This is a genomic window from Pseudomonas gingeri (assembly GCF_013386165.1).
GTDB lineage: Bacteria > Pseudomonadota > Gammaproteobacteria > Pseudomonadales > Pseudomonadaceae > Aquipseudomonas > Aquipseudomonas gingeri_C.
Window position 1 is genome coordinate 376,142 of record NZ_JACAOS010000021.1, and the last position, 16,998, is coordinate 393,139.

Here is a 16,998-nt window from a genome sequence, read left to right on the forward strand (position 1 = left end):
GTGGATTGCTCCAGCGTAGCTGCGTTCTTGGAGGGTGTGAGACTTTCAGCACCCATGTTGAAGATCGTTAGATCGCAGTGCTGGAGGCAATGCAGGGGTCAACTCTGTAGCGGCCATTGGGCAGCGTTACGTTTGCGAAGTCTCGCTAGCTGCTTGAAGCAGTCCGCTTGCGACAAACCCGACGCCGTAGTGGTTGCAGTAAAAGCCGTCGATGAGTTGTTGCAGTGGGGGCTTTCTCAGTAGATCTAGCCTGCATTCATCAACGGCCAGTTGATCCATGCGTCGATAACCGGTTCTTTCTTCCCCGGCAAAGCGCTTCTTGGGGCTGGCCGCGCTGATCAGCATGGATTTCTGTCGAACGTGGAGGGTTGATCCGCAACGAGGGCAGGCTTCAATGCCGTGGTTCAGCAAGTGTTGTTGAGGCTCACCTTCCGCGTGTGTCGTAGCAGAAGGCGTGAGGGCAGCTTCCTTCCTGTCTCGATCCCAGTCTGAGTGCCTAATGGTGCGCGCCAGTTGTGCGGCGTGCTCACGTAGCTCACTGAATGTTTCGTTCAGCTCAACGTAGCCAGGCCTCCAGGCAAAGAGGCCATCGACACGGCTTTGGCCAAGCACGAGGTCGTTGAGTGAGCCCATGCCGCCATAGGCCGACAAAAGGTACTCAATACCTGAGTAGTCCGAGTCCAGCAATCGTGCTCTGGCCTTGCGCATCCATACGCTCCAGCGAACGGCACCATCGCTTTCCAGCAGGGTCGCCAGTTGATCAAGAACGCCGATCAACTCTTCTGTTTTGGGTCCCATTCCTTGGCATCGTCCAACGTGAATACGGTATGAGTAGGGCGACGCATCGCCGAGAGTGCTTCGTCAGAAGGCTATTATCACGTGCGCGCGCCCAAGGCTGCAGACCTGTTTAGACCATATTTTTTACGGTAACAGCGTTGCTGATGATCACCTGCAGGGTGACATTATTGGTCTGCATGCCAATGAGTTGGCTGCTGACAGTAAAACCTACAGTGTTCGCGCTCATTGCACTGCCAGAGGGGAGGCTACCGGCGGGCCAGTTCCAGTTCGGGCTGATCATGCCGCCGTTCGCAGGTGTCAGCAACAGCGTGCCGCCCAGAGAGGTGAACGTGTTAGAGGCACCGTTTACGTAACTTTGCTGGTCAGTCGGCGAGATAAGGGTTCCGGGGATCGGTGCGGCTTCCCAAGTGCCACCTGTCAGTGTTCCATAATTCACAATCATATCGACGCCACTGGTGTTGGTGATTGTGAGGGTGAGTGAGCGAGCAAAGTTATTCATTGTTGATCCTTCCGGCATTTCATTGCCGCTTCGAGTGAGCAGGCTCGCAGAGCGAAGCCAGGTTCCATGTCACGCTAAACTTTGTTCTGCTATATCACGCAGTCATGAAAATGGCGAATAGACATCGATGTTCAGCAGGCGTTTTGCTGGCCTCTTTGAAGGGGGATGAGCGCCACACCTGGCTACCTGTGGCTCATCTCAGGTGAAGAAGCTGAGGGGCAAAAAGGTGCTGTTGCCACCGGGGCATCGTCGTCATGAGCACTTGCCTCAGGCATAAAAAAGCCCGACAGCGTCGGGCTTGGGTGAGGGTTTATCACAGGGTCAGGAATCAACCTGTTTTTCCCTGAGAGAGATCAGCAGATACGGCGTCTGCGGGTCTGTTTCTACCCGTTCGAGTGTCAACGCCAGAGAGGGCTGTTTCGTGCTACGCCCGGTGTGTAGTCGCGGGTGGAGCTCGAAATCAACCCGTTGAGCGCCGGGTTGTGGTTGATGCGCTTTGCACACGGCGTGCAACAGATCCAGTAACCGACTTTCGAAGGTCGAGCCACTGGGATGTGGGTTGTTGTGTACCGCTGTGTCCCAGAGCCGTGGCGTGAAGACCACTGGGTACCTCAGCGCATCGGCGCGATCTGGGTTCGGTTGTGGGGACATGAGGGTTCTCCCATTCAGAGAAACCACCTGCCCGACCGGGAGGTGATTTCCCGGTGACGGTTATGGGTGCTTCAGCTCATAGTGAGCATCAGTGCGTGCAGCAGGTGACGCCTGTCGCGTTGAGCGCCTTTAACGCCAACGCTCGCCACCTGGGTGAAACCAAAAAGCCTTTCAGCTCCCTGGCTTTTCGACGGGCCAACCTCGCCGAGTCGAAGGCGTCCGAGCGCAGGCTTTCGTCGGCGTGTTCGAGCAAGGCCTCGATCTGCACTTTGAGTAAAAGCGCTTCATCGGCGGTACGGCAGGGACGTCGCCAAACGATCTCTGAGGCGGTGACAACCCCCGAGAGCACCCGTTGAACGTCACCACAGTCACAGACCGAAGTGCCTTGTTGAGAGGCCTCGGGCCGGGTGTAGTAGACCTCAACTGTGCGTGGGTCGAATGAAGCGGCCTCACTCAGTTTCGGGTACCGATGCAGCTCACCGAACCGTGAGGTACAGAGCGCAATGGCTTCCTCGATGAGACCACCGTGCCCGACCTCGTAGGCCGCGGTGATCGTGTAGCAACCAAACTGCGGCGATTCTTCTGGCAAGCGCATCACGCCTGTGCAAATCACCGTGAATTGACGCTGGAACGCGTCCAGGCGCAGAAACGAGCCGGGGGTATAGGGGTTGCGAATGAACGGAAACGGTAGACACAACACATTCAGTGGTTTTCCCATGGTGATTCTCCAGAGACATGAAAGGGTACGCGGAGAAACACTTCGCCCAGCGGGGAAGGATTTCCCCGCGTGGGTTGATGGAACGTCGGTGTTCGTCAGAGCGGCTCTTTCAAACCGTCCAATGCTCCGCAAAAACACCCGCAAAAAGCACGGTGCAGGTGAGCGTGTGTGCAGTGAGGCGCCGCGGTGATTCAGGCCGAAAAGCGCCTGGTCACCCGCGACTGAGGTATCGCCAAGCGTTGTGCGTCAGCGCGTGGAAAAGAGAGCACCCGTATCGATGAGTGCCTTGCGTACGTGGGCTCGCCATTTCAAGGAAACGAAAAAGCCTTTCAACGCTTTCGCTTCACGACGAGCAAAGTGCTCCAGGTCATAGTCACCTGCACGGATGTGCTCGCTGACTTGGCCGTGAAAGGTCTCTATCCATTTCTCCAGAGCAGAAATGTCATTGACCGTGGTGCCGGGACGCTGCCAGGCGATCCCCGATTCGGTGACCGAGCCGGACAACACCCGTTCAAGACCCTCGGTACTCCAGAGGGTTGAACCTCGCTGATAGGCCAGGTCCCGGGTGTAGTAGATCTCAAGGGTGCGCGGTTCAAACGCATTCGTCGCCTTCAGGTGCGGGTAGGCATGCAGGTCGTAGAAGCGTGATGCACAGAGCCTGATGGCGTCCTCGATCAGGCCTCGGTAACCCACGACGTATTCGTCTGCCGTCTCGTGGCAACCGACACTGGGTTTGGTTTCCGGCGAGCTCATCATGCCTGTGCAGACGATGGTGAACTGCTTGTGGTACGTGTGCAGACGCATAAACGAGTGGCGGCTGTACGGATCGCGAACGATCGGCAGGTATTGACGCAGAAAACTCAGTGCATCTTTCATGGTGATTCTCCTGGTTCACAAAGCAGAACGCGGAGAAACACTTCGCCCGGCGGGGGAAGGATTTCCCCGCACAGGTGGGTACAACGGAGGGTTTTACGCCAGGTATTTGAGTCCGGAAGTGACCAAACCGGAGGATGCGCCGGCTGAGGCACCTATGATCAACAAGAGACGTATCGTCAGGTTTTTGCCCAAGGTGTCTACCTTGGCATCAAGCTTCACGATGCTTTTCTGAAGATCGGAGATGTCGATCTTCAATTCAGCACGAAGCACCGCAATGTCTGCTTTCAGCTCGGTACGGAGGGTGGTGACATCGGTTTTACTAGCAAGGGTTGAGGTCATCTCTTTCTCCATTGCCTCAATGACGGCAGTAGCGTGTATTTCTGGAACGTTGGATGCGACCAACGCGTTGTATAAAACCGTTTCCATTTTCATGGGACCTCCAAAATTAAAGGAGGGCCTGGCCCATACGGGCGAGGCCCGTATGGGGGAAACAGTGAAGCAACAGCAGAGCTTCCATCGACAGCAGTCGATCGGTCGCGCTACTGGAAGCGTTGCGACCTGGGGAGTGGATCATGCGCAATGGCGCATCGTAGCCTCTCGGATCCAAGCTAAATGGACATGGTGCTGACAGCGTCAGCGGTATGCCCCCACACAATGAATAACGCCACAGGGAGATGTCAAAACCCGAACTGCTACAAGCTTTTTCAGGTTGTTGGTGCAGCGACTAGAGCAGGGGCCAGGACTACAAGTTCGGTTCCGCTGATAGCGTGGGAATTTTGCTGTTTCGCGGATAGGCCTTTGCTGGGCGATGCGTATGCAGGTGCGCGGTCTCTGTGTAGTCCTTCGTGATGGGCGGCTTTTGCATGACGCTCCTATCGTGGAACAGTAGGGACGAAACGGTCTGCCCGTCCGGTGAAATCATCCAGTCTGTCCTGCAAAGCTGAGACCCTGGTCAATCAGAGTGCATCCAGCCTGGCGCTTCGATAATCTGCGGGTACTGCGCAATCAACCGCACCGTACAAGGATGAAACCGATGATCAAGCGTATTGGTGAGACAGAGATCAAACCGGTTCACAACGCTTCCTGCCATTGTGGATCGGTGGTGCTCGAACTGGAATTACCGAATGGCGTGGTTGATCCGAAACGATGCAACTGCTCACTCTGCAAGAGGAGAGGTGCCGTTATGGGCACCGTCCCCCTCACGGGCCTGAGGATCCTGAAAGGGGCTGATGTGCTGAAGAGTTATCGCTTCAATACCCAACAGGCTTGCCACTATTTCTGCTCCGTCTGTGGGGTCTACACCCATCACATCAGGCGAATCGATCCGTCACAGTGTGCCTACAATATTGGCTGCTTGGACGGTGTCGACCCTGCCGCCTTGGGCATGGTGCCGGTGAGTGACGGACGTCACCACCCGTTAGACAAAAAATAAGCAGACCCAAACGGATGGGAAGAGGCGTGTGGCATCCTCTACCCTGGCCTAGGTATTGGAGGAAAGAGCGTGGTAATGGTCGTGCTAGGGATGTAACTGATGGGTTTGTTTGTCCTGCTGCGCCGCAAGAGCAATAAATAGACGTCGTCGGGTTCTGCCCTCTCTGAAGTGGCGATGCGGGTCCGTTCCGAGGTGTCTCTGTCTCGGGTACTGAAGGAAGCATAAAACGTGGTCGACGAATACAATCAAGCACTGGTCATAGGGGCAGCCTGCAGTGCCATGGCTGCCGCTCTACATATAGGCGTTGTCATTTTGGGTCCTGCCGGATACCGGTTTGCCGGCGCAGGAAAACGCTTTATTCGCGCAGCGGAGGCGGGAAGAGCCTTTCCCGCCATAATCACGATGGCAATCGCGCTGATCCTCACGGTCTGGGCTCTCTACGCCTTGTCCGGTGCGTCGGTGATTAGACCGTTACCCCTGCTGCGCCCAGTGCTCAGCGCTATAACGTTCATCTACCTGCTACGGGGGTTCGCAGGATTTTTTATCTTGAAAAATACTGGCAGAACCACCCGATTCATCCTGATCAGCTCGGCCATCTGCATAGGTTTGGGGATGGCCCATTTTGTCGGGCTCGTTCAAGTGTGGGGACAGTTGGTCTAGGTACACCTATTGCCCCATCGACGTGAATTGTGGGTAAGCGCCCGGTGAAACTCTGGAGATAGCGGTGACTGAGTAAGCGAGCGGTTACCGGGCAATCGTCATCAGAGGCTCACTGGATCAGTGGTAAACCGTAGTTAGGGTGGAGCCGGCGACCACCGGGCTACAGCTGGTCAGGATTGGCCTTGATGCCCAATGCGACTGCGGCTTTATGGGCCTTGCCGCGATACCCTTTTTTAGCGCCGGACAACACCTGATACGTAGTGGCAGAGTCGAGGTCATGCTGGCGAGCGAACTCTGAAATGCTGATACCTTGAGCGCGAAGCCAGTTTTTAGCTTCACTCGGCGACCTGAGCGTGTCCATGGAACTGTCCAAGTTGGTTTCTGTTTGTTCAATGTCAGTGAATAGATCAGAAGGCAACCTTACGTGTAAACAGGCGGATTGGCCTTTTTTGGGCGTGCAATGGCTTTTTCAGAGTCACTGCCAGTCTGACCCTCACTTTAAACGCAATGCTCATGGCCTGGTCGGTGCTGACGGGGTGGTCTTGCACCTGGTTTAACCGGAACAATTGGCGATCTTTACCGCGTACAGAGAGGTTATGTGCGTAGGGTTCAGAGCACCCATGAAGCGTGGCGACCTGGGAGTGGACCCATGCGCATAGCACATCGTAGCTTTCCGGATCCCAGTTACAGAGGCATGTGGCTGACAACGTCTACGGTACACCGCCACACAATGAATAACGTCGTAGGGCGTTGTCAAAACCCCAACGGCTACAAGCTTTTCTTGTGTGGAAAATAGGTCAGCGCGTAGCCTGATACTTCGCACCTGAGATCCATCGATCTCTGTGTCGAAGGGTCAAAGAGGTCGAGCCAGAATCAAAAAAGGACGCCTGTGAAGGCGTCCTGAATCGAAGAGACGGTTCTAAAAGTATGACCGCCCTAGGGGCAGGACCCAGATTGGGTTGCCGAGGATGAGGCTCGTCTATTGCTGAGTCAGGTGTGATCTGGCTTCCATTGCGTCATGCAGAATCCGGACAACCTCAATGATGCTGTCGTCGACCCGTCGATAGAAAACGACGTGGCGAGGCCTTTGGACAATGCCGCTGGAGCTTGCAGCGCGCTTACGTACATAGATCAGATGGAAACTTCTCAGACCGGGTGAGATTTCGTCACGGGGGCTGCTACCGACCCTGTCCGGTGTGGCTGCAAGGTCTTCGATCGCGGTACGTATCAGAGTCTGATACCTGATCCTGGCGCTTGTTCCAAACTGTGCCTGGGAGTACCTCAGAACGTCCTCAACATCGACTAGGGCCGTATGAGCAATACGGTACTTCGCCATGTTCAACGCTTCTCGGTCACTGATGCGGCCGCCTTTTCACCGATGTCAGCGAAAAGTTGTTCGAGCTGGTCACTTTCAACGTCGATGAAGCGGCCTTGCTCAAGGTCCATGAGTCCGACTGAGGTGGCCTGACGTAGAACCTCAAGCTTGGCTGACTCTTCTGCTTCGCGTTGCTCCAACAGGCGAAGCCCTTCGCGCATGACTTCGCTGGCGTTTTGGTAGCGGCCAGAGATAACGAGATCATTGATGACCTTATCCAGGTGATCAGTGAGAACGACATTTCGGGTAGCCATGATGCGCTCCGGGTGCAAGTGATGTTGATTCGGATATTGGCATATTATGCCATCGTGTTGATTGGCGCATAGTTCAAGTCTGTGTTTCATGTCGGGTGGCCTCTTTGTAGGGTTTGCCAAACTGAATGAGAGAAACGTGGGAAATGGATCTGCCTGACGATGTGTCAGGGGCGGGACGGATCTCGCCCTATAGGGCAAGGATCCCTTTGGGTGGAAGTGAGGCCGAAGCCGTGGTCAGGCGCGGCTGAAGGCGCCCAAGGTCAGTGAGGCAGAGACTGTTGGATGCCAAACACGTTGGTTCGACAACATTCGGCAGGGCAACCGCCTACTCACCTGGGAAGGTGAGCAGGCAGTTCATGAGCCTCAGTTAGGCTGGGGCGGGTATGACCCACTTCTCATGGGGCAGCAGAAAGAGCGTGAAGCTCCTGTCTGCGGCGGTGTAGATACAGAGCTTCGTCTCGTCTCCAGCCTCGATGTTGTAAGTCGAGAGCAGATGAGTGCCCTCTCGCATCGCCTGAAAGTTGGCCTCTTTGTCCCGATCCTCCAGCTCGCCCCAGTCACAGACCAGGTGCCGCAGCAGGCACGGTAATACGACGAGTTGGCCGTTTTTCTCAAGCTCATCGACGCCACGAGTCGCAAGCAGTCGACCCGGCTCGAAGGGGTAGGTCGAATACGTTTTCCTCTCCAGTGCTTCAACGATTGAGGCGGCGTCTTCTTTCGAGTATTTCGCGGCAAGCAACGCGTGGTACACATTCATTTCCATCTTTCACAGACCTCCGGTTATCAGGGAGGGCCTGGCCCCTACGGGCAAGGCCCGTAGGGGATGAAACAGTGAGCAGCAGAGGTGCTTCCATCGACTGATGTCGACCGGTCGCGCTACCGGAAGCGTGGCGACCTGAGGAGTGGACCAATACGCAATGGCGCATCGTAGCTTTCCGGATCCCAGCTACTTGGCATATGGCTGACAACGTCAGCGGTACACCCCCACACAATGAATAATGCTGCTGGGCACTGTCAAAACCCCAACTACTACAAGATTTTTCTGGTCGTTGGCGTTGAGGCAGAGCGCGGTAGAAGGCCGTAATACGGCTTCACAATTGGTATAGGAGACTTGCTGGTGCCCACGTGATTCATTTCTGTGTACCGACCCTGCGCAAGAGCACCAATGCGGCGTGGCCCTTCGGTATAGGCTCGTTCTGTATGACCAGCACGTACGGTGTGGCACGCCAGGCGGGCAGATGGGCAGGGCGCGTTGCCCTTGGTCCGTGATCGAATAAAGCCTCCTGCGTTGACGCGGAACCGGTCAGAACTCGGCCTTCGTCCTGCATCTTGTCCGCAAGGCTACATCCCCAAGTACGCAGGGAATGACTCAATGCTTCTGACCCTCTTTTTTCGGTGAGTAGCAGCCCCTAAGGAAATCAAGGGGTTACAGAACTGCGTAAAAAGAGGGGTAAAATGAGAATTGTGGCTCTTTTTTCTTCACAGACAGAGAGTTAGCGAGAAACTGCTCTAGTTCACTGCCGTACAGGCAGCTCAGAAAGGTCACCTGACTCGATGAAGGTGATGCTGATTGTTCACTGCCGTACAGGCAGCTCAGAAATAACTGAAAGGGGCATAGGTAACGGCCACCTTGTTCACTGCCGCACAGGCAGCTCAGAAATGCGGACGGGGCGGACGCGGAGTTCGTTGCTCGCTCACTGCCGTATAGGCAGCTATAAAAGATGCAGTCGATCAGGTTCTGGCGATGCAACAACTCACTGGCGCACAGCCCACTAACGGGTTTATCGCGTGGTGATCCAGTGGAAGAATCAATTCTGCCCCCTGGTTTTTGACGTTCCCCACGGCGGTGCTGACGGGATACCACTCGAACGCATCGACCGGTAGGCACAGGTTTTTCGCGATGTCCTCGGCTCGAACAGCAGAGAGCGCAGGGTCGATCCACTCCCTGGCATGTTCTGGTGCCAGGACCAGTGGGCGCCGATCATGGATATCGACCATGCCCTGGTCGCTGGCCGCGGTGATGATGACGAAGCCGTCACCTTCGTAGGGCTCCAGCCCGGGGTGAACCTGGGCAAGGGCTGCGAAGAACATTGGGGCCTGGCTTTTCAGCCGAATGAAGTACGGCTGTTTCTTCTTCGGATCGCCAGGGTCTTTCATCCACTCGTACCAACCGTCGGCCACGACCAGGGCACGACCATTGGGCCAGAGCTGTTTGAAGAACTTCCCGGTGGTGACCGTTTCGACACGGGCATTGATCGGATCAGGGCGTTTGCCCTTAGCCCAGAAGGGCGCCCAACCCCACTGCACAGGATCAATACGCAGGCCTTCCTCGACGCTGTGCAGAATCAAAACACGGGTGGTCGGGGCGATGTTGTAACGGGCGATCGGCTCGTTGTCATAGCCGCTGATGACGTCCTGCTCGGCTTCCAGCTCGCGCAGGTAGTCCGCGATGCCCTGGTGCTGCGCAAATCGTCCGCACATGCTGACGCCCTCCGCCTGTCGTAATGCCCCTCAACTGAGTTGGCCGTGAGATTTTTACAAAATTAACTGTAGACGTGTATTGGTAAAAGTCTCAGATAGTTCAGAAGGCGGCAATGAGGTTTCGCCTGAAAAATATAAGGCGTTAGTTTGTATTGTGGTTGGTGTCGATTATGGTTGCATTGGTTGGTATTCTCGCAAACTTGCATAATTCGATCAATATACTATAAGTGAAACGAGCTGAGAGGCCTTCAATCATGAATCGTTCACCTGCCTCTAGCTCGTTCGGAATCATGAGTGAGTACGAAGTGCTATGCATAATTGAGCTAGTGTAGTCATAGAGAAAGTCATGAATTTCTCCCAGCCCTACTGCAATTGCTTTTTCCTTCCATGTACGTTTATCTGTGAGCTCTTTGTCGACTTTGCTTATTTGTCCTTTGAAATCAAAAAAAGATAACGCCTCGGGGTCTTGAAGGATTTCTTTTTTTATTAATTCCCATTCTTTTTTTATTTCTGCTTCGCGTGCTTCATGAGACTGGATATACTGTTTGATTTTATGGCAAAGGAAGTCGGCGCCCATGCTTTCGGCCGAGTCGAGAAAAATTGAGATTTCATTGTTTAAATCTTCATAGAGCGTGTCAATTTTTTGCCTGTTTGTGATGCTGTGTTCTCTTAAGTTATACTTCTCATCTATCTGGTCTTCAGCCTGTTTGAGCTTGTTTAAACGCTGGATTTCTGCGTTTGCCTGAAGTCCTAAGCTGCGGGATTTGTCGAGTTGATGTTTATAAATAGAAAAACGAATTTTAAATTTATACGAAGACTCTAGGTTTAACAGGCGAGCGGTGATGCAGGTTTCGAATACAAAGCGTAGATTTGAAATGAGTGCAAGCGTTGAGGCTTCAGGTGCGTCGATTTCACGTTGGCATCGCTCTACAGCATCAATAATGTATATAGTAAGATCCTGAGCAACTGAGTCGTTTGTGAACACCCCATTCAGTGCGCGTATCTGAGTGGTCATGTGTTGGTTGTGTGTTGTTACCCTTTTGACTCTGGACTTGGTGTAGGCGGCAGGTCCGTGTTCGTAATTCATCATCGTTAAATATGCTCGTTAGGTGGGCGGAAGGTTAAGTTTTTTTTGGGTTGTGGCTTAGTCGATGTTTGAATATTTGATATCATGTGGGGATTTTTGATTGGTTCTTTATTTCGCTCGACTGAGCAAGAAACTCCGGCAGTAAGAAAGAGTGGGGGCGGTAGGATGTATTCTTTGTTGTTGCGATTATATATTGCCTTCGGGTTCTTTAGCTACCTTAGATTTGTTGTCTCAAAAGTCATGTGGCCCAGGCGTCAGTTAAATCACGTATCTGGTTTTGGAGTTTGATCATGTAGGGCGTATTGTAAAATGATCTGATGGGGGCGATGAATGAAAAGTAGTATCAAACGTCGGTGCGATTCGCTCGCGAGTCGGTTTGTAATAAGCGTGATTAATTGGATTTCGTACTTTATTGGGGTTCTCCAAATCATGTGGAGTGAACAGGTAAATTTTTCTGACGACCACTAATGTCGAAAAAATCGTCGGTGGTGCGAAGGTCAAGAGTTTGGCGGTCAATACTTCTCTCAGTAATCGAAATAGCCTCATGACTGCCTCCAGGGGAAATCTAGAATAAGGACTCTTCAGTCTTGGCCAAATGTTTTTTGAGGCTGACGTTGAAGGGGAGTCCAAGGTCACGAAACGCATTGCGTCCATACTCTGTCAGCATAGGGTAAGGCTCGTTGCTGAAATTTTGTGAATTCATATCACTGAGCCTGACGATCGCATCGCTCTCTGTTAGGCAACTGATTGTTGCTCCTAGGTCAGACAAGCAGTTCGCGCTTCACTTGCCTCGCTATCGTAGCAAAGCCCTTTCCTGTGCCACGGTTGCTGGCTGAGTCGTCTTGGTGGGCAGAGACATCCTCCCAGCGATCCACCGAGCTAACCTGCTGGTGAGCACTGTCAGTATCGAGTTCGAAAGCTATGAAGCGATCTGCCTGGGTGAGCAGTAGGCCAAACAAACGCGGCATTCCGGGGAAATCGATATCGAGTTTGAGGACAATGGTTTCTGACCAGTTAACGCCTTGGGTTTCGCCATAATGTGCCAGGGCAGCAGGAACGCCGGCGTCCAGCCAAGCTTTTGCCGTGCGCATGAGCCTATAGGCGCTGACGGCGTTTTGTTCCTGTACGTTCAACTGCCTTTTTCTGAGTAGGCGTTCAATGTCCATCACGATCCTTCGTACCTGCGTTGATTACAGGATGCCAATGCCCTTAGGTGCCCGCAAACGATTGAGCACGTTTGCTCTGTCGGTTCTGTCATTTGATAAACCCTAGCAGAGTAGTAATAATTACAGTCTCAGGTCATTTTATTGGTGGCCAATCAGCTATTCCATACCATCTGCTTTTCCAGGAGCCGGTGTCTAGGTTAACTGGGATGACCCAATAATCTTTTCCGTTTTTTGGCAAATAGCTCTTTGATTCTAGCCAGTTCAAAGTCTCGTTTAGGCTCCCTAATTCAATAAGCTTTTTTATGAAGTGCCATATTTTAATTATTGGGATCTCTTTGCTTTGGACATCGCTATGGCCGATCCAATTTCGTGCGCCTACAAAAGACGCTGTGCGATACGTGTTGTTTATTTTTAGTAGGTCGTGAGTTAGTTGTTTGTCGCCAGTTCTGAGCAGTGAAAGTATGATGGTTGACTGTTTGACGCCTTTCTCAAGCTCTAATGATTTTTCTATTATTTCTCTTATCTCGGCGGGCTCAATAAACCATTTTAGCTCAATGCAGACGCAGATTTTGTTTTTGCGGTCTATGATGGCTATATCAATGTCAGTCGAGCTTAGGGTGCCGTGTGTGACTTCGTATCCGAGGTGCTCTAGTACGTCCTTTAATTCTTCATAAAGTATTGCTTCTTTGTTTAGCGTGAGGTTTAAATAGGTTTCGCGTTCGGTTGGTATTTTATTTAGAAGGGTGCAGAAATTTCTTTCAGCATTGGTATTTAGCCAGAGCAGCGGAGATAATGCTAGCTCTTTGCTGTTTATCTCTAATAGGGGTTGAATGGCTATGTCTGGATCTCTGATGTTGTGGTTTGCGAATGTTAAATATCCCAGAATGGTAGCTATTATTTTTTTGTCGAGATGTGTGTATCTTGATAGCCTGGCTATCAACTCTTCAGAGTCAATAATCCACAGCGCTGATGAGTAGCCCATCCCAAGCAATCCTCTTCCCGCAACATTAACTCTAGCAATGAACCATCCGTAGAGCATTGCTTGTATTGTTGTGAATATGACTTTGAAATCATTGAAGCTGATTTCACCTACAACCCAGCTCGAAGGTAAAACGTGTCTTCCACGTAAATTTTTACTGTGTGTTTTTACTAGCAAGGCTACTAGTTTTGGGTTGAAATTTAGTGTGAATGCCTCTCCTTTTATAGAGGTATTTTGTATGATTTGCTCAATAACAGCTTCGACGTCAAAGAATGTTTCTTCTTGGGTTCCATCTTTTCGCACGATTCGATTATATGCTTCGTACCCATATTTCTCGCTCTCGATTTCAAGATTGCCGGTGTTGAGGTACTTGTCTGTTATGGTTATGGTTATGTTTATTTTTTTCTATGCCAGAGCGGAAAAATCAAATTGAATGTGTTATAGGTTATTGAGGAGTCAATCCAGTTTTGCGACCACTGGTAGTGATCATTTATTAAATGTTTGGCTAGCTTGGAGTTGGAGTTGGATCTGTTACGGAAGAGCGCTCGGACCGGGTGCGCGATAGCATTTACCAGTGTGTCAATATAGGCGTGCAGTTGTTTTTCCGGCAAGGGATGAACAGTAGTGATTTTTAGATGCCGGTCTTCCATTGCCGAAAGCAAGGTCCAGATTGCTTGATTGTAATCAAGTTTCATTAGTGGGGAGTTTAAGAACTCGGAGTCTATCTCGTGCTCTGCATTAATTACTGTGTCTTGGATTGTGTCTTTATGCAATTTTACATTCCTTGTAGCTAATTTGGCTTGTGCAGTTTGTCTTGGTTTTATGGTCAGGGATATTTGATGGCACCAGACGCCATTCAGGTATTTAAGTGTAGTCGGTGTGTGCTAAAGATAGTTTAATTAAGGTCGGAGCCTTCCATATAGTGCTTTATGAAGGTCATTCCGGCATCTGTGACCCAGTACGTAAAGGTCATGGGGAACCGTTTGGAAAAACCTTCAGAGGTGCTTATGTCGAAGGACATGCCCTTAACCTGCTTGTCCTCAAAGAGGCCGTCTTGAACCGCATTAGCCACGAGTACGTCGCCGCCTGGTCCCAGTACAAAAACGCGCTCCCCGCTTTTCGCTAAAATCGCAAAAAGGCGTCGCTCACAATCGCCATAACGGTTGTTAAGGATGGCTAAATTTTGTTTGTACTTCCGAACAGAAAGGCGGTCGATGTCTTTTTTCTGATCAAATCGAGTATGACAATTTGGGCACAATGCGATCAGGTTTTCGAATGAGTTATCTTGTGTTTCGGCCCATGGAACGATATGGGCGATTTCTGTAGTGGTTGATCGACACGTCGGGATTGCGCATCGATGACCCGCCTCCACTAAAACTGCTCGTTGTACTTGGACAGGAATGTGCTCTCTCGACATGGCATGTTCCTCTGATTGGTATGCGTAGAATCTGACTCTTTGGTTACTGGGGCAGAAACGCTTATTTTGGGGCTTATGCTGAGCGAGCATAGTGTAGTGGATCAACTGATCCCGGACACGATGTTAAGTTTTTTCTCGGCCTGAGCCGGTGGCAGCCCTCCGTTAAATTGGTGCGGTCGAACCCAGTCGTACCGGTGCATCAAAAAATGGCTGATATCCCGCTGACGTTCTTGAGCATAGTGAACTGAGAATCCCAACAGTTTCCCCGCCGGTCATGGATATCGACCATGCCTTGGTCACTGGCCGCGGTGATGATGACGAAGCCATCGCCCTCGTGATGTTCAAGCCCAGGGTGAACCTGGGCAAGGGCTGCGAAGAACATCGGGGCCTGGCTTTTCAGCCGAATGAAATACGGCTATTTCTTCTTCGGATCGCCAGGGTCTTTCACCCACTCGTACCAACCGTCGGCCACGACCAGGGCACGCCCATTCGGCCAGAGCTGTTTGAAGAGCTTCCCGGTGGTCACCGTCTCGACCCGGGCATTGATCGGGTCAGGGCGTTTGCCCTTGGCCCAGAAGGACGCCCAACCCCAATGGATAGGATCAATGCGCAGGCCCTCCTCGACGCTGTGGAGAATCAAGACACGGGTGGTGGGGGCGATGTTGTAGCGGGCGATCGGCTCATTGTCATAGCCGCTGATGACGTCCTGCTCGGCTTTCAGCTCACGCAAGTAGTCCGCCATGCCCTGGTACTGCGCAAATCGTCCGCACATGCTGACGCCCTCCGCCTGTCGTAGTCTCCTACAACTGAATTGACCGCAAGCGACCGACAACGCTAACTGTATGCTTGTACAGCCATATCGAAAGTCGTACGTCATGAGCTTTGCCATTCGAGGCCCTCTCGCAGGAGGCGGCATTGCGCTGCCTCTCTGCGCCTTCAAGGTGCCGGCGGGCTTTCCGTCGCCGGCCGCCGACCATATCGAGCAACAGATCTCATTGGATGAGCTCCTGAATATCCGAGCGCCCTATGTGTAACCAACACCCAGAACCACCAGTACAACCAGCCAATGGTGAACCCCGCCCATTGACCAATAGCTTGGTCGGCATAGGTTGAGAATGAACCGGTATCTGGATTGGCGACAGCCATTTCCCCGAGCATTCTCATGACCAACACGACCAGAAGGCCGGAAAAGAGGTACGCCAGAATGGCAGCAGGGCCAGCAGCGGCGATGGCGTGACCAGAACCGACGAATAAACCTGCTCCGATGACTCCTGCGATGGAAAGCATCATAACGTGGCGGGGTTTGAAACCTTGCGCCAACTGGCTGGTGGAGGTTTCGGGGTCCAGGCTGATCATTATTTTTCTTCTCCTATGATGGAGTATTGGATGCGCCGACTGGACGTTAGGCGAACATCGTTGTTTCTCGCTCCCTTCCTCAAGGCAGCTGCTCAAGCACTCTCGTTGACCAGTCACGACACACACATACCACTAAAATGCTCCGGCACATTAACTGGCGACTGTTGGAGGTTTTTGTTTGCGTGCGCCCTGCTTTCGTCTAAGTGCGACATTGGCAATGTCGCATTTAGCTGGAGACGCCTGGCCATCCCATGTTTCACTCGCGTCTTCGACACTGGAGTCATTGCGTTGCGATACGATCTCACGAGCCTCGATCTCTTCATCACGGTGGCGCAGGAACGTAATTTGACGCGTGCTGCGCGCATCAAACATTTGGCTGTCTCTGCGATTAGCAAGCGTATGACGGAGCTAGAGGCTCAAGTCGGATCGCCTTTGCTGATTCGTAACGCCAGAGGCGTGGATCTGACACCAGCGGGTCAATCGATGCTGTTCTATGCCAGACAGTTGAAGCAGACACTGGAGCAGCTGGATAACGAATTGGGTGATTACGCCAGCGGTATCAAAGGCCATGTCCGGATTCATGCGATCACCTCGGCGTTGTCGCAGTTTCTGCCTGACGACGTTGCTCGATTCGTGGCGTTGTATCCGCAGATCAAGTTCGATATCGAAGAGCGCGTAGGGTCTGCCGTGATTCGAGCCGTGGCTGATGGCCGGGCAGACTTGGGGATTATTGCTGCGCAGACACCGAGCCAGGGGTTGGATACGGTTGCCTACCGCAAGGATGAGCTGACATTGGTAGTGCCTGCTGGACATCCGCTGGCGGCACGTAAGTCGATCCGCTTTAGCGAAGTACTGGAGCATGAGTTTGTGGGGCCGCACCTGGAAAGCTCCATGCACATGCTGTTGACCACCCAAGCTGAGGCGCTGGGTATGGCGTTGAAACTGAGAATTCGTATCAGCAGTTTCGATTGTATGTGCCGGATGGTTTCTGCCGGACTCGGTGTCGCGATACTGCCGAGGAGCGTGATCAACCAATATTTGCGCAGCCATAAGCTCAAAGCGGTAACGCTGGACGAGGCATGGGCGCACCGTTCGCTGATGCTGGTGTGCAAAAAATACGATGCGGCGTCCCCCACACTCAAAACCCTCATTGATCACCTGCAATTCTCATCCGCCTAACGTTACGAGCGTTCTCCATTGGAGAACGCTGACGTGGTAAATGATCAATTTTCATCTTCCCGCACTGCTC

Annotated in this window: 17 protein-coding genes and 4 pseudogenes; 4 read left to right on the forward strand and 17 right to left on the reverse strand. The window is 52.4% G+C overall.

What is annotated here, in order from left to right:
• Nucleotides 1-126: 126 nt before the first annotated feature.
• From HX866_RS34475 to HX866_RS26865, 5 genes are all read right to left on the reverse strand, one after another.
• Nucleotides 127-798 (reverse strand): DUF6966 domain-containing protein, encoded by a 672-nt coding sequence (locus HX866_RS34475; protein WP_256345012.1) that lies wholly within the window; start codon nt 796-798, stop codon nt 127-129.
• A 109-nt stretch (nt 799-907) separates the two neighbouring features.
• Nucleotides 908-1,297 (reverse strand): hypothetical protein, encoded by a 390-nt coding sequence (locus tag HX866_RS26850; RefSeq protein WP_177140734.1) that lies wholly within the window; start codon nt 1,295-1,297, stop codon nt 908-910.
• Nucleotides 1,298-2,036: 739 nt separating this feature from the next.
• Entirely contained in the window at nt 2,037-2,666 is a 630-nt protein-coding gene (locus HX866_RS26855; protein ID WP_256345013.1) for a hypothetical protein, read from the reverse strand.
• A gap of 246 nt (nt 2,667-2,912) precedes the next feature.
• On the reverse strand, nt 2,913-3,542 hold the full coding sequence (locus HX866_RS26860; protein ID WP_177140735.1) for a hypothetical protein: 630 nt from the start codon (nt 3,540-3,542) through the stop codon (nt 2,913-2,915).
• 93 nt (nt 3,543-3,635) lie between these two features.
• Entirely contained in the window at nt 3,636-3,974 is a 339-nt protein-coding gene (locus HX866_RS26865; protein WP_177140736.1) for a hypothetical protein, read from the reverse strand.
• Between the two features lie 601 nt (nt 3,975-4,575).
• Here HX866_RS26865 and HX866_RS26870 point away from each other — a divergent pair.
• Both HX866_RS26870 and HX866_RS26875 read left to right on the forward strand, forming a co-directional pair.
• Nucleotides 4,576-4,974 carry a GFA family protein gene (locus HX866_RS26870; protein ID WP_177140737.1) on the forward strand — a complete coding sequence of 133 codons (399 nt, stop codon included), beginning with the start codon at nt 4,576-4,578 and terminating at the stop codon, nt 4,972-4,974.
• A gap of 228 nt (nt 4,975-5,202) precedes the next feature.
• The gene (locus HX866_RS26875; protein ID WP_177140738.1) at nt 5,203-5,634 is read left to right on the forward strand and encodes a hypothetical protein; all 432 of its coding nucleotides are present in this window, start codon (nt 5,203-5,205) and stop codon (nt 5,632-5,634) included.
• A gap of 160 nt (nt 5,635-5,794) precedes the next feature.
• Here HX866_RS26875 and HX866_RS26880 read toward each other — a convergent pair whose 3' ends face one another.
• The 11 genes and pseudogenes from HX866_RS26880 to HX866_RS26930 all read right to left on the reverse strand — a co-directional run.
• Entirely contained in the window at nt 5,795-5,995 is a 201-nt protein-coding gene (locus HX866_RS26880; RefSeq protein WP_177140739.1) for a DNA-binding protein, read from the reverse strand.
• Between the two features lie 618 nt (nt 5,996-6,613).
• Complete coding sequence (locus HX866_RS26885; protein WP_177140740.1) at nt 6,614-6,970, reverse strand: type II toxin-antitoxin system RelE/ParE family toxin; 357 nt, start codon at nt 6,968-6,970, stop codon at nt 6,614-6,616.
• A 2-nt stretch (nt 6,971-6,972) separates the two neighbouring features.
• Complete coding sequence (locus HX866_RS26890) at nt 6,973-7,263, reverse strand: type II toxin-antitoxin system ParD family antitoxin (RefSeq protein ID WP_177140741.1); 291 nt, start codon at nt 7,261-7,263, stop codon at nt 6,973-6,975.
• 367 nt (nt 7,264-7,630) lie between these two features.
• Nucleotides 7,631-8,026, reverse strand: coding sequence for a hypothetical protein (locus tag HX866_RS26895; RefSeq protein WP_177140742.1), 396 nt, complete (start codon nt 8,024-8,026; stop codon nt 7,631-7,633).
• A gap of 968 nt (nt 8,027-8,994) precedes the next feature.
• Complete coding sequence (locus HX866_RS26900) at nt 8,995-9,744, reverse strand: SOS response-associated peptidase family protein (protein WP_177140743.1); 750 nt, start codon at nt 9,742-9,744, stop codon at nt 8,995-8,997.
• 142 nt (nt 9,745-9,886) lie between these two features.
• Entirely contained in the window at nt 9,887-10,834 is a 948-nt protein-coding gene (locus tag HX866_RS26905; protein WP_177140744.1) for a hypothetical protein, read from the reverse strand.
• A 758-nt stretch (nt 10,835-11,592) separates the two neighbouring features.
• On the reverse strand, nt 11,593-11,997 hold the full coding sequence (locus HX866_RS26910; protein WP_177140745.1) for a hypothetical protein: 405 nt from the start codon (nt 11,995-11,997) through the stop codon (nt 11,593-11,595).
• Nucleotides 11,998-12,130: 133 nt separating this feature from the next.
• Complete coding sequence (locus HX866_RS26915; protein ID WP_177140746.1) at nt 12,131-13,279, reverse strand: hypothetical protein; 1,149 nt, start codon at nt 13,277-13,279, stop codon at nt 12,131-12,133.
• Nucleotides 13,280-13,871: 592 nt separating this feature from the next.
• Nucleotides 13,872-14,393 (reverse strand): HNH endonuclease signature motif containing protein, encoded by a 522-nt coding sequence (locus HX866_RS26920; protein ID WP_177140747.1) that lies wholly within the window; start codon nt 14,391-14,393, stop codon nt 13,872-13,874.
• A 101-nt stretch (nt 14,394-14,494) separates the two neighbouring features.
• Nucleotides 14,495-14,629, reverse strand: a pseudogene (locus HX866_RS26925) (IS3 family transposase); the annotation flags it as partial.
• Between the two features lie 29 nt (nt 14,630-14,658).
• A pseudogene (locus HX866_RS26930) lies at nt 14,659-15,165 on the reverse strand (SOS response-associated peptidase family protein); the annotation flags it as partial.
• A gap of 103 nt (nt 15,166-15,268) precedes the next feature.
• Between HX866_RS26930 and HX866_RS34480 the strand changes: the two are divergent.
• Nucleotides 15,269-15,424: pseudogene (locus tag HX866_RS34480) on the forward strand (peptidase S24); the annotation flags it as partial.
• Nucleotide 15,425: 1 nt separating this feature from the next.
• Here HX866_RS34480 and HX866_RS26935 read toward each other — a convergent pair.
• A pseudogene (locus HX866_RS26935) lies at nt 15,426-15,749 on the reverse strand (amino acid permease); the annotation flags it as partial.
• A gap of 288 nt (nt 15,750-16,037) precedes the next feature.
• On the opposite strand from HX866_RS26935, the gene HX866_RS26940 reads away from it, so the two are divergent.
• Entirely contained in the window at nt 16,038-16,928 is an 891-nt protein-coding gene (locus HX866_RS26940) for a LysR family transcriptional regulator (RefSeq protein ID WP_177140748.1), read from the forward strand.
• The last annotated feature ends 70 nt before the right edge of the window (nt 16,929-16,998 follow it).

What these genes read in the sequence shown, in the direction of transcription:
- HX866_RS26890 (WP_177140741.1), bottom strand. Translation starts at nt 7,263, where the DNA reads ATGGCTACCCGAAATGTCGTTCTCACTGATCACCTGGATAAGGTCATC.
- HX866_RS26850 (WP_177140734.1), bottom strand. Translation starts at nt 1,297, where the DNA reads ATGAATAACTTTGCTCGCTCACTCACCCTCACAATCACCAACACCAGT.
- HX866_RS26865 (WP_177140736.1), bottom strand. Translation starts at nt 3,974, where the DNA reads ATGAAAATGGAAACGGTTTTATACAACGCGTTGGTCGCATCCAACGTT.
- HX866_RS26880 (WP_177140739.1), bottom strand. Translation starts at nt 5,995, where the DNA reads ATGGACACGCTCAGGTCGCCGAGTGAAGCTAAAAACTGGCTTCGCGCT.
- HX866_RS26905 (WP_177140744.1), bottom strand. Translation starts at nt 10,834, where the DNA reads ATGATGAATTACGAACACGGACCTGCCGCCTACACCAAGTCCAGAGTC.
- HX866_RS34475 (WP_256345012.1), bottom strand. Translation starts at nt 798, where the DNA reads ATGGGACCCAAAACAGAAGAGTTGATCGGCGTTCTTGATCAACTGGCG.
- HX866_RS26855 (WP_256345013.1), bottom strand. Translation starts at nt 2,666, where the DNA reads ATGGGAAAACCACTGAATGTGTTGTGTCTACCGTTTCCGTTCATTCGC.
- HX866_RS26885 (WP_177140740.1), bottom strand. Translation starts at nt 6,970, where the DNA reads ATGGCGAAGTACCGTATTGCTCATACGGCCCTAGTCGATGTTGAGGAC.
- HX866_RS26920 (WP_177140747.1), bottom strand. Translation starts at nt 14,393, where the DNA reads ATGTCGAGAGAGCACATTCCTGTCCAAGTACAACGAGCAGTTTTAGTG.
- HX866_RS26895 (WP_177140742.1), bottom strand. Translation starts at nt 8,026, where the DNA reads ATGGAAATGAATGTGTACCACGCGTTGCTTGCCGCGAAATACTCGAAA.
- HX866_RS26910 (WP_177140745.1), bottom strand. Translation starts at nt 11,997, where the DNA reads ATGGACATTGAACGCCTACTCAGAAAAAGGCAGTTGAACGTACAGGAA.
- HX866_RS26860 (WP_177140735.1), bottom strand. Translation starts at nt 3,542, where the DNA reads ATGAAAGATGCACTGAGTTTTCTGCGTCAATACCTGCCGATCGTTCGC.
- HX866_RS26900 (WP_177140743.1), bottom strand. Translation starts at nt 9,744, where the DNA reads ATGTGCGGACGATTTGCGCAGCACCAGGGCATCGCGGACTACCTGCGC.
- HX866_RS26870 (WP_177140737.1), top strand. Translation starts at nt 4,576, where the DNA reads ATGATCAAGCGTATTGGTGAGACAGAGATCAAACCGGTTCACAACGCT.